This is a genomic window from Pseudonocardia sp. Cha107L01, from assembly GCF_052566575.1.
The window spans coordinates 4,833,523-4,847,078 of the sequence record NZ_CP199579.1; the positions used below are offsets into that span (position 1 = coordinate 4,833,523).

The 13,556-nt window shown below is 72.4% G+C and carries 13 protein-coding genes; 8 read left to right on the forward strand and 5 right to left on the reverse strand.

Features of this window, described 5'->3' with window-relative positions:
* The first annotated feature begins 3 nt into the window (after window positions 1-3).
* From ACTXG6_RS22735 to ACTXG6_RS22745, 3 genes are all read left to right on the forward strand, one after another.
* A complete protein-coding gene (locus ACTXG6_RS22735; RefSeq protein WP_445189814.1) occupies window positions 4-249 on the forward strand; it encodes a hypothetical protein in 246 nt (81 codons plus the stop codon).
* A gap of 103 nt (window positions 250-352) precedes the next feature.
* Window positions 353-541 carry a hypothetical protein gene (locus ACTXG6_RS22740; protein WP_445189815.1) on the forward strand — a complete coding sequence of 63 codons (189 nt, stop codon included), beginning with the start codon at window positions 353-355 and terminating at the stop codon, window positions 539-541.
* 92 nt (window positions 542-633) lie between these two features.
* Window positions 634-2,010: a DUF4032 domain-containing protein gene (locus tag ACTXG6_RS22745; protein ID WP_445189816.1), complete on the forward strand. Its 1,377-nt coding sequence runs from the start codon at window positions 634-636 to the stop codon at window positions 2,008-2,010.
* Between the two features lie 103 nt (window positions 2,011-2,113).
* Here ACTXG6_RS22745 and ACTXG6_RS22750 read toward each other — a convergent pair whose 3' ends face one another.
* A complete protein-coding gene (locus ACTXG6_RS22750) occupies window positions 2,114-2,455 on the reverse strand; it encodes a hypothetical protein (protein WP_445189817.1) in 342 nt (113 codons plus the stop codon).
* A gap of 267 nt (window positions 2,456-2,722) precedes the next feature.
* Between ACTXG6_RS22750 and ACTXG6_RS22755 the strand changes: the two genes are divergently transcribed.
* The 4 genes from ACTXG6_RS22755 to ACTXG6_RS22770 all read left to right on the forward strand — a co-directional run bounded on the left by ACTXG6_RS22755 (window position 2,723) and on the right by ACTXG6_RS22770 (window position 6,515).
* Window positions 2,723-3,445 (forward strand): lysophospholipid acyltransferase family protein, encoded by a 723-nt coding sequence (locus tag ACTXG6_RS22755; RefSeq protein WP_445189818.1) that lies wholly within the window; start codon window positions 2,723-2,725, stop codon window positions 3,443-3,445.
* Between the two features lie 17 nt (window positions 3,446-3,462).
* Window positions 3,463-3,978 carry a polyadenylate-specific 3'-exoribonuclease AS gene (locus ACTXG6_RS22760; protein ID WP_445189819.1) on the forward strand — a complete coding sequence of 172 codons (516 nt, stop codon included), beginning with the start codon at window positions 3,463-3,465 and terminating at the stop codon, window positions 3,976-3,978.
* A 13-nt stretch (window positions 3,979-3,991) separates the two neighbouring features.
* Window positions 3,992-5,017: a 6-phosphofructokinase gene (locus ACTXG6_RS22765; RefSeq protein WP_445189820.1), complete on the forward strand. Its 1,026-nt coding sequence runs from the start codon at window positions 3,992-3,994 to the stop codon at window positions 5,015-5,017.
* Window positions 5,018-5,123: 106 nt separating this feature from the next.
* Complete coding sequence (locus ACTXG6_RS22770; RefSeq protein WP_445189821.1) at window positions 5,124-6,515, forward strand: class II 3-deoxy-7-phosphoheptulonate synthase; 1,392 nt, start codon at window positions 5,124-5,126, stop codon at window positions 6,513-6,515.
* A 78-nt stretch (window positions 6,516-6,593) separates the two neighbouring features.
* Here the strand turns inward: ACTXG6_RS22770 and ACTXG6_RS22775 are convergent, their stop codons facing one another.
* Window positions 6,594-8,429, reverse strand: a complete 1,836-nt coding sequence (locus tag ACTXG6_RS22775; protein WP_445189822.1) for a protein kinase domain-containing protein — start codon at window positions 8,427-8,429, stop codon at window positions 6,594-6,596.
* Window positions 8,430-8,530: 101 nt separating this feature from the next.
* On the opposite strand from ACTXG6_RS22775, the gene ACTXG6_RS22780 reads away from it, so the two are divergent.
* Complete coding sequence (locus ACTXG6_RS22780; RefSeq protein ID WP_445189823.1) at window positions 8,531-8,896, forward strand: Rv2175c family DNA-binding protein; 366 nt, start codon at window positions 8,531-8,533, stop codon at window positions 8,894-8,896.
* A 384-nt stretch (window positions 8,897-9,280) separates the two neighbouring features.
* On the opposite strand, the gene ACTXG6_RS22785 is transcribed toward ACTXG6_RS22780, so the two are convergent.
* Genes ACTXG6_RS22785 through crtI form a run of 3 tightly spaced genes read right to left on the reverse strand, consistent with a single transcriptional unit; the run spans window position 9,281 to window position 13,491 of the window.
* Entirely contained in the window at window positions 9,281-10,270 is a 990-nt protein-coding gene (locus tag ACTXG6_RS22785) for a phytoene/squalene synthase family protein (RefSeq protein WP_445189824.1), read from the reverse strand.
* Complete coding sequence (gene mptB / locus ACTXG6_RS22790) at window positions 10,263-11,891, reverse strand: polyprenol phosphomannose-dependent alpha 1,6 mannosyltransferase MptB (protein ID WP_445189825.1); 1,629 nt, start codon at window positions 11,889-11,891, stop codon at window positions 10,263-10,265. Before mptB ends, ACTXG6_RS22785 begins: the two co-directional genes overlap by 8 nt.
* A 52-nt stretch (window positions 11,892-11,943) precedes the next feature.
* Window positions 11,944-13,491: a phytoene desaturase family protein gene (gene crtI, locus ACTXG6_RS22795; protein ID WP_445189826.1), complete on the reverse strand. Its 1,548-nt coding sequence runs from the start codon at window positions 13,489-13,491 to the stop codon at window positions 11,944-11,946.
* Window positions 13,492-13,556 lie beyond the last annotated feature (65 nt).

A 13,556-nucleotide genomic window follows, 5' to 3' on the forward strand; every position in this document is an offset into this window, starting at 1 on the left:
GGGATGCACGGTGCGAGGCGAGAAGGAGCCCGGCGTGAGCCTGGACCGGGCGGCCGCCCTGCGGCAGTAGGCACGGCGGTCGGCACGGCGGCGGGCGCGGACCGGGACAGCGTCACGCACATCGCCGGGGCCGCCGCCGAGTTCCCGGGGTGGGCCACCCTCCGCGCGCCGTGGCGGGAACGGGACGTGCGGATCGAGGGCGACGAAGCGCTCGGCGCCGCGCTGCTGGATCACATGAACGTCGTGTAAACCCTGCCGTGCTCCACCCGTGAAGCGGACCACATCGGCGCGACCAGGGGTTCGGTGGCGCGTTGAATTGACCAATCGGGTCACGCGTCACCAGGAGGACCCCATGTCGCCATTTTCGCCGCCACTGTGCGAGCGCTGCTGGCAAGCGGTGCAGCCCGCCGAGGAGTTCATCCGCCTGGGCCACATCGTGGACGTCCGGCCGGACGGCGAGCCGGTCTACCTCTGGTCGTACCTGCACGCCTACGACCCGGTCTCCGGCGGCTGCGACATCCCGGCGGCCGCCGCGGCCTGACCGGTCGTGCCACCGCAGCCGTTCGGGTGAGCCCGCCGGGCCCGGACCCGGGCAGAATCGGTGCGGTGCGACCACCGGAGCTGCGGCTGAGAGTGACCTCGCCAGGGTTGCTCGCGCTGCCCTGGGACCGGCCGCTGCGCGAGTGGGACGCCACCGAGGTCCCACTGCGCGACATCCCGGTCGGGCCGAGCCGGCACCTGGTCCGGTTCGTGGAGACCGACGGGCAGCTATGGGCGTTGAAGCAGCTCCCCGAGCGGATCGCGGCCAAGGAGTACGCGGTGCTGCGCGAGCTGGAGACGATGGGCCTGCCGGCGGTGCGCGCGGCCGGCCTGGTCATCCAGCCGGAGGAGCGGGCCGACGACTCCGGCACCCACGAGGACTCCGCGGTCCTGGTCACGCACTTCCTGAGCCAGTCGTGGCAGTTCCGGCGGTTGTTCATGCGGCTGCCGCCGAACCGGCCGAGGCACCGGGCGCGGTTGCTGGACGCGATGGCCACGCTGCTGGTCGAGCTGCACCGGCACGGCGTCTTCTGGGGTGACTGCTCGCTGGCGAACACGCTGTTCTCGAGGGACGGTCAGGTGCTGCAGGCCTGGCTGGTGGATGCCGAGACCAGTGAGGTGCACCGACAGCTCAGTGACGGGCAGCGCCAGTACGACCTGGACATCCTGGTGGAGAACCTGGCCGGCGGGATGATGGACATGGTCGCCCGGCTCGCGGAGCAGGCGGAGCTGGCCGGTGAGCAGCCGCCCGAGGACGAGGGCCTCGGCGCTGGGTTGAGCGCGGGCTTCGACGACCCGGACCTGGACGAGATCCTGATCGAGGAGGCGCGCGGGGTCGCGGTCCGCTACCGCGAGCTCTGGGATGCGCTGCACGCCGAGCCGACGTTCAACTTCGCCGACCGCTACCGGATCGAGGGCCAGATCCGCCAGCTCGAGGAGCTCGGCTTCGTGGTGGACGAGATCGCGCTGCAACCCGTCGAGGGCGGCGACGACCAGCTGCGCCTCAAGGTCGCGGTGGGGGACCGGCGGTTCCACGCCGAGTACCTGCGCAGGGTCGCCGGCCTGGACGTGGGCGAGGGGCAGGCCAGCATCCTGCTCGGCGACCTGCGCGCCTACCAGGGCATTCTGCGCCGCCAGTCGGGGCGGGAAGTGTCCGAGGCGGACGCCGCGGTCGGCTGGCTGGAACGGGTGGTGCTGCCCGGAATGCGGCGTGCGCACGATGCGGTGGGCGGCGTCGGCTCGCCGATCCAGGCCTACTGCGACCTGCTCGAGGTGCGCTGGATCCTCAGCGAGCGGGCCGGCTCCGACGTCGGCGACGCGGAGGCGCTGGAGGCACTGGCCCGAGGCGGGCCCACCGACTCGGCCGCCCGCATGGCCGTCGCGGACGCCCCGACCGGTCAACTGCCCAGGGTGACTGCCGGGCTGCTCCGCGAGCTCGACGCGACTGAGGAGAGTACCGGTTCGGAGTAACGGAGACCGGGTGACCGCGGGATGAAAATCAATGGAACAAGTCGGTCAAATCTAACCATTTGGCGTAACCGAAGCGTGCCTCTGCCTTCGGCGCGCAGCGTGGCTAGAGGACCGCGCCGTCGTCGCCGTCGTCGTCCGGCACCGACGGCCAGGACCGCAGCACCAGCCAGCCGAGCCCCAACGCGAGCGAGACCAGACCCAGCGGCAGCCCGAGGGAGGAGTTGGAGCCGAGCACGGCGGGCAGCGCGAGCAGCACGATGCCGAAGCCGAGCAGGGCGAGCCCGATCGACGCGGTGACCCCGATCCGGGGCATCGGCGGCGGGTCCGGCGGGATGAAGTGCTCGTCAAACGCCCTGACCTCGGGAGGCTGGGCAGGCGGGACCGGGGCACAGGCCGGCGGCGGCACAACGGCGGCCGGCGGCTGGACAGCTGTCACATCCGTCACGGCGGTCTCAGTTGCCTCAGCCGGGTGCGGAACTCCATCGGGCCATGTGGGTACTGTCCCTTCGGCGATCCATCCGGAGATGATCTCCTCGAAGCTGACCCCGTGCCCAGTGGCGTCGGCGGCGCGGCCGGCGTCCTCAGGTTCCGCCTGATTCACCGCGCCATCGTGACACGAACGACCCTCGGAAGGGGAGAGGTCCGCGTTGTCGATAACCCGGACGGCTCCGTAGGCTGGGTCCGCGGTCCGGGAGGGAGAGGCGGCGTCCACGTGCTGTATTGGTTGCTTAAGTTCGTGCTGCTCGGACCACTTCTACGGCTCTGGTGCCGCCCCACGATCGAGGGCGCGGACAACGTCCCGCCCGACGGTGGCGCAATCCTGGCCAGTAACCACCTCGCGGTGGCCGACTCGTTCTTCCTGCCGCTGCTGGTGCGCCGGCGGATCGTGTTCCTGGCCAAGCGCGAGTACTTCACCCAGCCCGGCTTCGTCGGGTGGCTGAAGCGCGAGTTCTTCTACGGGATGGGTCAGGTGCCGGTCGACCGGGGCAGCGGCTCGGCCGCGCGCGCGGCCCTGGACACGGCCAACCGGCTGCTGAGTGAGCAGCGGTTGGTCGGGATCTACCCGGAGGGCACCCGGTCGCCGGACGGCCGGCTGTTCAAGGGCAAGACCGGGGTGGCCAGGATGGCCCTGGAGACCGAGGTGCCGGTGATCCCGGTGGTCATGATCGGGACCGACAGGGTGAACCCGATCGGCTCCCGGATGTGGCGGCCGAGCAAGGTGCGGATCCGGATCGGTGAGCCGCTGAACTTCTCCCGCTACTACGGCATGGCGAACGACCGGTTCATCCTGCGTTCGATGACTGATGAGATCATGTACGCCCTGATGGAGCTGTCCGGTGCGGAGTACGTGGACATGTACGCCGCCAAGGCCAAGGAAGACGCGGCGCGGGCAGCGCGACCGCCGGCTCGAATGCCGGGAACCAGAGCCAGCTGATAGGGCATTTGATCTCCGTGCGCTTTTTCTATGACTGTGAGTTCATCGAGGACGGCAAGACGATCGAGCTGATCTCGATCGGCGTGGTGGACACCGACGGCCGCGAGTTCTACGCGGTGTCCACCGAGTTCGACGACCGCAGGGCCGGCGCGTGGGTGCGGGCCAACGTGCTGCCCAAGCTGCCCTCGCCCGGTGACCGGGCCTGGCGGTCCAGGGAGCGGATCAAGAGCGATCTGCTGGACTTCCTGACCGCGCCCGGCGAGGACATCGAGCTGTGGGCCTGGATCGCGGCCTACGACCACGTGGTGCTCTGCCAGCTGTGGGGCGCAATGCCCGCGCTGCCGCGCCCGCTGCCCCGGTTCACCAGGGAGCTGCGGCAGCGCTGGGAGGACGCCGGCCGGCCGCCGCTGCCGTCCCCGCCGCAGGACGCGCACGACGCCCTCGCGGACGCCCGGCACAACCTCGCGCGATGGCACACGATCGAGGAGCACCTTTCGCGCAAGCCTGGCTTGGTGCACCGATCGAGCACGTGAGAGTCTTCCGCACGTGCGCATTGGAGTGCTGACCGGCGGCGGTGACTGCCCCGGTCTGAACGCGGTGATCCGGGCGATCGTCCGCAAGGGTGTCCCGGAGTACAAGTACGAGTTCGTCGGTTTCCGGGACGGTTGGCGCGGGCCGCTGGAGAGCCTGACGATGACCCTGGACATCCCGGCGGTGCGCGGCATCCTGCCCCGGGGCGGCACGATCCTGGGCTCGTCCCGGACCAACCCGTTCAAGATCGAGGGCGGGGTCGACCAGATCCGCAGGACGCTGATGAACCTCGGCGTCGACGCGTTGATCGCGATCGGCGGCGAGGACACCCTCGGGGTGGCCAGCAAGCTGGCCGACCTGGGCGTACACGTGGTCGGCGTGCCGAAGACGATCGACAACGACCTGTCCGGCACGGACTACACGTTTGGCTTCGACACGGCCGTCGGCATCGCCACCGAGGCGATCGACCGGCTGCACACCACCGCCGAGTCGCACCACCGGGCGCTCATCGTCGAGGTGATGGGCCGGCACGCGGGCTGGATCGCGCTGCACTCCGGGATGGCCGGCGGCGCGAACGTGATCCTGATCCCCGAGGTGCCGTTCGACATCGCGAAGGTGTGCGACTGGGTGGAGAGCCGGTACCGCAACCACTACGCGCCGATCATCGTGGTCGCCGAGGGCGCCACCCCGCTGGACGGCACGATGGCGCAGGTCGCCGGGGAGAAGGACGCCTTCGGGCACGTCCGGCTCGGCGGCATCGGCGAGTCCATCGCCAGGGAGATCGAGTCGCGCACCGGCAAGGAGGCCCGCACCACGGTCCTCGGGCACGTGCAGCGCGGTGGCACCCCGAGCAGCCGGGACCGCTGGATGGCGACCCGGTTCGGGCTGCACGCGATCGACGCGGTGCACGACGGCGACTGGGGCACGATGGTGGCGCTGCGCGGCTCGGACATCATCCGGGTGCCGCTGGCCGAGGCGACCGAGAAGCTCAAGACGGTCGACCCGACGCTGTACGCCGAGGCCGAGGTCTTCTTCGGCTGACATGGCTGTCCGACGGGCGGCCGACGAGCGGCCGACGTGGTGGTCTCGGTCACCGGAGGCCCCGTACTGGAACGATCTTGCTTGTCGACGATTAGGCTGGGCGACCGTGAACTGGACCGTTGACGTGCCGGTTGAGGACCTCCCCGAGCTCCCGCCGCTGCCCGAGAAGCTGCGGGCGCGGCTGGACGACGCATTGGGCCGCCCGGCGGCGCAACAGCCTGACTGGCCGGACGCGGACGCCGTGCGCCAGGTGCGCACCGTGCTGGAGAGCGTGCCGCCGGTGACCGTGCCCGAGGAGGTCGACCGGCTGCGGCTTCGGCTGGCCGCGGTGGCGAACGGCGAGGCGTTCCTGCTGCAGGGCGGCGACTGCGCCGAGACCTTCGCGGACAACACCGAGCCGCACATCAGGGGAAACATCCGCACCCTGCTGCAGATGGCCGTGGTGCTCACGTACGCGGCGAGCATGCCGGTGGTCAAGCTGGGCCGGATCGCCGGGCAGTACGCCAAGCCGCGCTCGGCGCCGCTGGACGCGCTGGGCCTGCCGTCCTACCGGGGCGACATCGTGAACTCGATCAAGGCGACCCCGGAGGCCCGGGTCCCGGACCCGAGCCGGATGATCCGCGCCTACGCCAACGCCAGCGCCGCGATGAACCTGGTGCGGGCCCTGACCGCCGCCGGGATGGCCGGGCTGAACCGGGTGCACGACTGGAACAAGGACTTCATCCGCAACTCCGGCGCCGCCGAGCGGTACGAGGCGCTGGCCGCCGAGATCGACCGGGGGCTGCGCTTCATGGAGGCGTGCGGGGTGGACGACCCCAGCCTGCACAGCGTCGAGTACTACGCGAGCCACGAGGCGCTGCTGCTGGACTACGAGCGGGCGATGCTGCGGCTCGACGTCCGCGACGCCGCCGCGCCCAAGCTGTACGACCTGTCCGGGCACTTCCTGTGGATCGGCGAGCGGACCCGCCAGCTGGACGGGGCGCACATCGCGTTCGCCCAGGTGCTGGCCAACCCGATCGGGCTCAAGATCGGCCCGACCACCACGCCCGAGCAGGCCGTCGAGTACGTCGAGCTGCTCGACCCGGAGGGCGTGCCGGGCCGGTTGACGCTGGTCAGCCGGATGGGTAGCACCAAGGTCCGGGATGTGCTGCCGGCGATCGTGGAGAAGGTGACCGCCTCCGGGCACAAGGTGATCTGGCAGTGCGACCCGATGCACGGCAACACCGTGGAGTCCACCAGCGGGTACAAGACCCGCCACTTCGACCGGATCGTGGACGAGGTGCAGGGCTTCTTCGAGGTGCACCACGGGCTCGGCACCCACCCGGGCGGGCTGCACGTGGAGATCACCGGCGAGAACGTCACCGAGTGTCTCGGCGGCGCCCAGGAGATCTCCGACGCCGACCTGCACGGCCGCTACGAGACGGCCTGCGACCCGCGGCTGAACACCCAGCAGTCCCTGGAGCTGGCCTTCCTGGTCGCGGAGATGCTGCGCGGCTGAGCCGGTCGGCCCAGGCGGCGACCCCGGTCGGGCCAGGCGGGCGGAACGAGTCGGCCGGCCGGGGTGGCGCCGACCCGGTCAGTGGTCGCCGCGCAGCGCGCGCTCCAGCCCGTTGCGCAGCAGCTCGCCGATCGTGTCACCGGGGTTGTCGTCGCGTTGGCGCCGCGCCGGGGCCGGGCCGCTGCTCAGCACCAGGCCGACCGGGCCGCCCACCGTCACCTCGGTGCCGGCGGCGGGCGAGGTGCCGACCACCGAGCCGGGCGGTGCGGTCGGGTGCGCGGCGTAGCTCGCGGAGTCCTCGCGGGGGGTCAGGCCGGCGTCGCGCAGGATCCGTTCCGCGTCCGGAACCGCGGTGCCCGGTGGTACCGCCGGCACCCGGGGGTGGCCGGTGGACACCGTGAGGGTCACCGTGCTGCCCTTGCGGACCCGGGTGGCCTGGGCGGGCACCGCGTCGGCCACAGTGCCCGCTGGGTGGCCGTCATTTGGCTGCTCCCGCACCTCCGGCACCAGTCCGGCCAGGGTGACCAGCCGCTCGGCGCTGGCCCTGTCCAGGCCGATCAGGGCCGGGGTGCTGCTCCACTGGCCGGCGCCGGCGCCCCAGGCCAGCGTCGCGATCAGCACGGCGAGCAGCAGCACGGCGCCGATCCAGATCGCCTGGATGCGCCTGCTCCGGCGCCGCCGCGCCACGTGGTCGGGTGGGTCCACCTCGGTCGGCCAGGTCGACGGGTCGGTGCCGGCCACCGCCCAGCTCGCCGCCGGTGCCGAGTCGTACCCGGCCGAGTCGTACCGGGCCGCGTCGTACCCGGCCGCGTCGTACGGGGTCGGGCTGGCCGCGGTCATGGCCCTGGTCGGGCGCGGCGGGGCGGCGTGCCGGGGTGGCGGTGGCGGGTTCAGCGGCAGCGCGGCCGGCCGGGACGGTGCCGGTGGCAGTACGGCGGCGCTGGGTTGGCCGGGATAGCCCAGCCCGGTCCGGGCGGCCGGCGGGATGCTGCCGACCCCGGAGGCGCGGTTCGACCCCGAGCCGGGGTGCCCGGGGATCGGTACCGGCACCCGGGGGATGCCCAGCGCGGCCCGTACCCCGCGCACCGCGTGCAGCATCGTCTCGGCGTCCGGCGGGCGGGCCTGCGGGTCGCGGCGGGTGGCGCTGGCGACCAGGGCGTCCAGGTCCGGCGGCAGCCCCGGTACCAGCCGGGACGGCGGCGGCACGTTCTGGTTCACGTGCTGGTAGGCCACCGCGAGCGGGTGCTCGCCGTCGTACGGGGGCAGCCCGGTGAGCAGTTCGTAGAGCAGGATGCCGGCCGAGTACACGTCGCTGCGGGCGTCCACCGCACCGCCGGTGACCTGCTCGGGGGACAGGTAGGCCACCGTCCCCATGATCATGCCGGTGCTCGTCCCGTTGCCCTGGGCGGCGGCCGTGACCAGGCCGAAGTCGGCGACCTTGACCGCACCGGAGCGGCCGATCAGCACGTTCTCCGGTTTGACGTCGCGGTGGGTGAGGCCCTGGGCGTGCGCGGCGGCCAGCGCTCCGAGCACCGGTTCCAGTACCGCGAGTGCCTCCGGCGCCGGCAGCGCACCCCGCTCGCTGAGCAGGTCCCGCAGGGTGCCGCCCAGGATGAGCTCCATGACCAGGAAGACCACCGGATCGGGCGGTCCGCCGTGCTCGCCCTGGTCGTACACGTCGACCACGCAGGGATGGTCGATCCGGGCGATCGCGCGCGCCTCCCGCTCGAACCGGCCGCGGAAGCTCGGGTCGGCCGCCAGCCGGCTGTCCATCACCTTGATCGCGACTTCCCGCTCCAGCCGCAGGTCGGTGCCCCGGTAGACCCTGGACATGCCGCCGACGGCGAGCAGCTCACCCACCCGGTAGCGCTCCTCCAGAAGCACTCCGGACAGCTCGGGCTCGGTTGCGACCACGCCGGCAAGCGTACGAAAGCCGACCGGTGGGCGAACGGGGGGTAGTTCCAGGTGATCCCAACTCTGCCGGAACAGGGGTCCTCTGTGGCATGGTGTGCCGCGTGAGTGAGCGACCCGTTGCACCCGCCATTGCGGGCGACGACCTGAAGGCACTGTCCATCCCAGAGGTTGCGCAGCGGTTGGGGGTCCCGGTCAGCCGGGTCCAGCAACTGGTGCGTGACGGCCACCTACTGGCCATCCGTAGGGACGGGGCACTCGCTGTCCCGGAAGAGTTCCTCGGCGACGAAACCGTGGTCAAGGGCCTCGCCGGCACCGTGACGGTGCTGCGCGACGGCGGCTATGACGACGAGGAGATCGCCCGCTGGCTGCTCGAGGACGACCCCTCGCTGCCCGGCACGCCGATCGAGGCACTGCGGTCCAACCGGGGGCGCGAGATCAAGCGGCGTGCCCAGGCGATGGCGCTCTAGTGTCCTGAGTGATGCCGTTCGCTGCCAGCGGTGATCCAGTTGGATGCGTCACAAGGCCCTGACGTCTTCGGAGCGGCCGATACCGCTGATGTATTGGCCGCGACGACAACGCCGCGAGGTGCTGACTGGGCGCCGCGCAGGCAGAGCATTCATTGTCCAGGGCGTTCCCGGAGGCTTCGCCTCGGTCCGTCGGGGTCACAGTCGGTGACTGGCCGATTGAACTCAGGCGGCTGACCTTGGGGCAGGCTGCGTCGAGGTCAACGTGAGTCTGGTTCTGAGCGAAAAATACCGGACTGGCGTTGTTCTCGCTGACGAGGGCCGCACCAGTCGCACTAGGCCCGACACTGGGCCGCCCTGCCGGTGACTCGACGTTACCCCCGGCATTTAGGACGGTGTTTGTGCCCTGTCCGGAGCGCATGGCCCTGGCCGGGGCGTGGCGCGGCGGCGCGCCGTGTGGGACCCCACCAGTGCCGGCAGCGCCACCACCAGGCGGCGGTGCACCGGCACCGACACGCGGCGGTTCAGCACGTCGTAGTCGGCCGCCTCGATGTGGTCCAGGATGGCGCCGTAGAGCGTGTACGCCGTGTGCACGCAGGGCCGCGACACCGGGTCCAGCAGCGCGATCCCGGGCGCCGCGCGCCGGTAGACGGCCCGGGTGCGCGCCACCAGGTGGGCGAGCGCCCGGCGGACCCGGGGGTCGGGCCGGCGCCGGCGGTGGCACCAGGACAGCAGCGCCCGGTCCACGCCGAACGCGGCCAGCTCGTCGGCCGGCAGGTACACCCGGCCCCGGTCCAGGTCCTCACCGACGTCGCGCAGGAAGTTGGTGAGCTGGAACGCGACGCCCAGCGCCGCCGCCGAGTCCGCCGCGGCGTCCCGGTCGCCGACGGTGCCCAGTACCGGCAGCATCTGAAGCCCGATGACCGCCGCCGAGCCGTACATGTAACCGGCCAGCGCGTCGAATGTCGGGTAGTCGGTGACGTGGGTGTCCATCCGCATGGCGGCCAGGAACGCGGTGAACAGCGCCGCGTCGAGCTGGTAGCGACGGGCGGTGTCGGCCACCGCGACCAGCACCGGGTCGGTCGCCGGCCCGCCGTTCAGGGCCTCGAGCAGGGCGAGTTCGAGCCTGTCCAGCGCGGCCAGCTTCTCGGCCGCCGGCCGGGTGTCGTCGAGCGCGTCGACGATCTCGTCGACGTAGCGGGCGAAGCCGTAGAGGGCGTGCACCGCCGGCCGCCGCGCCGGGGTGAGCAGCCGGGTGGCCAGGAAGTAGGTCCGGCCGTGCTCGGCGTGCAGCGCACGGCAGCGGGTGTAGGCGTGCTGGAGAGCGGTGCCGGTGATCCCGGCGGCGTGCAGTTCGCGGACCGCCAGATCAGCCATCGGTTGCTGGTTGGGGAACCGGGCGGGACCGCAGCCGCAGCGGGTCGGGCTTGACCAGCGCGATCGCCGCCACCAGCGCACCGGCCATCACGAGCAGCAGGTAGCCGAACGCGTACAGCGAGACCTCGCCGTCCGGGAACGCCGCGATCACCAGGAACACCGACACGAAGATCACGACCTGCATCTGCCGGGCGGACCAGGCGATGCCGGCGAGCAGCGCCATGCCCCAGGTGTAGTACCACGGCAGGGTGGCCGGCGAGAGCAGCGCGACCAGCAGCAGCACCACGCCGGCGCGGCGCACCGCGTCGGGCCCGCCCGCCGCCCTGGAGGCGAGCCACTGGCGCACCCCGACGGTCAGCAGGATGATGCCGCCGATCACCCGGGTGACCGAGATGAACGGGGTCTTCGACAGGCCGCCGATCGCCCAGCTGACGATGTTGTAGACCAGCTCGCCGGCCCCGGTGGACAGGGACAGCCAGTTGACGATCATCGCCGGGGCGTTCAGCGCGGGCAGCCAGCCGAGGCCCACCTTGGCGGCGAGCGTGCAGGCCGCGAACACCGGCAGGAACACCCCGACGCCGGCGGCGGTGGCCTTGATGATCCGGGTGCGCTGCGGACCGGTCAGCCGCGCGGCCCAGACCAGCACCAGGAAGGGCAGTGCCACCCCGGCGGAGGCCTTGACCGCCATCGCGAGGGTGACCAGCCCGATCCCGGCGGCGTGTTTGCGGTTGAGCACCAGCAGGCTGCCCATGCTCAGCAGGCCGACCAGCAGCAGGTCGTTGTGCGGGCCGCCGACCAGGTGGACCACCATCACCGGGTTGGCCACCGCGATCCATAGCGTCACCGGCAGCCGGCCGCCGAGGTGGCGGACCAGGCCGGGCAGCGAGGCCACGAACAGCGCGAGCCCGACCAGCATGGCCAGCCGCATCAGCAGCACACCGGCGATCATGTTATCGCCGGTGACCGCGGCGATGCCCTTGGCGATCAGGATGAACAGCGGGCCGTAGGGCGCCGGTGTGTCCTGCCAGAACCAGTGCACGTTGTCCAGCACCGGCCCGCTCAGCACGTCGGGGCCGCCGCCGTACGGGTCGAACCCGCGCAGCGGCATGGTGCCCTGGGCCAGGTAGCTGAACACGTCCCGGGTGAACAGCGGCGGCGTGACGAGCATCGGCAGCAGCCACAACGCGGAGGTGGTGAGCACGGCGCGGGCGCCGGCACGCTTGGCCAGCACATCGCGGCCGAGCAGCATCCAGGCCCATACCTCGAGCCCGAGCCCGAGGTAGACGACCATCACCGCGAGGTCGTAGCCGTGCCCGAAGCGCCAGGCGGCGAGCGGCGTGCCCTCCAGGATCGGGTCGTGCACCAGCACCCCGCCGGCGCCGAGCCCGCCGAAGGCGAGCAGCAGGCTGCCGAGGAAGCCGAGGAACAGCGGCTTGGGCCTCGGGCTGCCGAAACGCTGCCACCAGCCCCACGCGGACGGCGTGGGCGGTGCCGCGAGAGCGGGCTCGATCAGTTCGGTTGTCGTCGTGCCCACCTGCGCGGCAAGGGCCGCCGGGGTGGCGCGGAGCGCCGCCTCGGATGCCTCGGCGGGGGTGGTCGACAGCTGCGGCTGGGACGTCATCTTGCGCCCTATGCTGCCACGGCCTTGATCGGCGGCCGGTGGCAGGTCCGGTTCAGACCCCGGTGATGCGCAGCGCGGCCAGTCGGCCCGAGATCAGCACCGGTGGCACCCCCACCCCCGGCGTGGTGCCGCAGCCGGCGAGCACCACATTCGACCAGCCACGGACCAGGTTGGCCGGCCGGAACGGCCCGGTCTGGGCGAACGTGTGGGCCGCCGAGAACGGCGTGCCGGCCGCCAGCCCGTCCTCGGCCCAGTCGTCCGGTGTCACCAGCCGGGAGGCCGCCATGTCGGCCACCGAGGCGCTCAACCCGGTGTGACCCCGGGCAGCGAGCACCCCCAGCAGCTCCTCGGCGTAGGCCGGGCCGATGCGGGACCAGTCCAGCCTGGCCCGCTGGGTGTTCGGGCACGGTGCGAGCAGGTAGTACAGCTGGTGCCCCGGCGGGGCCAGCGCCGGGTCGGTCGCGGTCGGGTTGGTGAGCAGCAGCGACGGGTCCGACATCAGCTGCCCCCGGTGCAGGATCTGCTCGAACGTCTCCGACCAGGCACGACCGAACGACAGGGTGTGGTGCGCCGGCGCGTCCCGCCCGCTCGGCGCCGTCCGGTCGGGCGCTCTCGGCGCTGTCGGGTCGGGGCCGCCGGCGTGCAGGACCAGCGCGGAGGGTGCCCAGCGCAGCGGCACCGGCCGCCGGGGTGTCCGCCGCAGCAGCCGGTACACGGCCGGCAGGTCGGGGGTGAGCACCACCGCGTCGGCGTCCACCCGCGCCGGTTCGCCGGACCCGTCGAGGTAGCGCACCCCGGTCACCCGGCCGCCCCGGCGGACCAGGCCGGTGGCGGTGGCCCGGTACCGGATGTCCGCGCCGGCCGAGGTCGCGGCGTCGGCGAGCGCGGTGGGCAGCGCCCGCATCCCGCCGCGCGGGAAGAACACCCCGGCGACCGTGTCCATGTACGCGATGACGCCGTACGCGGCCAGTGCGCGGTCCGGCGACACGCCGGCGTACAGCGCCTGGAAGGAGAAGATGCGGCGCAGCCGCTCGTCCTTGACGAAACGGCCGACCCGCCGGCCGAGGCGGCCGAACCCGCCGAGCGCGGCCAGCCGGGCCAGGTCCGGGGTGAGCAGGCTCAGTGGCGAATCCATGTTCGAGCCGATGAAGGTGTCGATCTCGGAGCGGTACAGGTCGGTGAGCCAGCCGCGCAGCCGCCGGTAGCCGGCGGCGTCGGCTGGGCCGACCTGCTCGGCGATCTCGGCCTCCATCTCGTCCGGGTCGGTGTGCACGTCGATCGTGGACCCGTCGGCGAACCGGGCCCGGTACGCGGGGTCCAGTCGGATCAGCTCGAGCCGGTCGGCGAGCTTCTCCCCGACCGGGGCCAGGGTGGCCTCCACCAGGTCCGGCATGGTGAGCACGGTCGGCCCGGTGTCGACCAGGTAGCGCCCGGCCGGCCCGTGCAGGTCAACCCGACCGGCCCGGCCGCCCGGGTGCTCGGCCCGTTCCAGCACGGTCACCCGCCGCCCGGCGCCGAGCAGGTGCAACGTGGCGGCCAGCCCGGACAGCCCGGCGCCCACCACCACGACGTGATCGGTGCGCCCTGCAACGGTGCGCATCGCTCTCCCCCCACCCCCGCGCAGGTCGCGGTCCGTGCTGTCGTCGGTGCGCTGTCCTCGGTGCG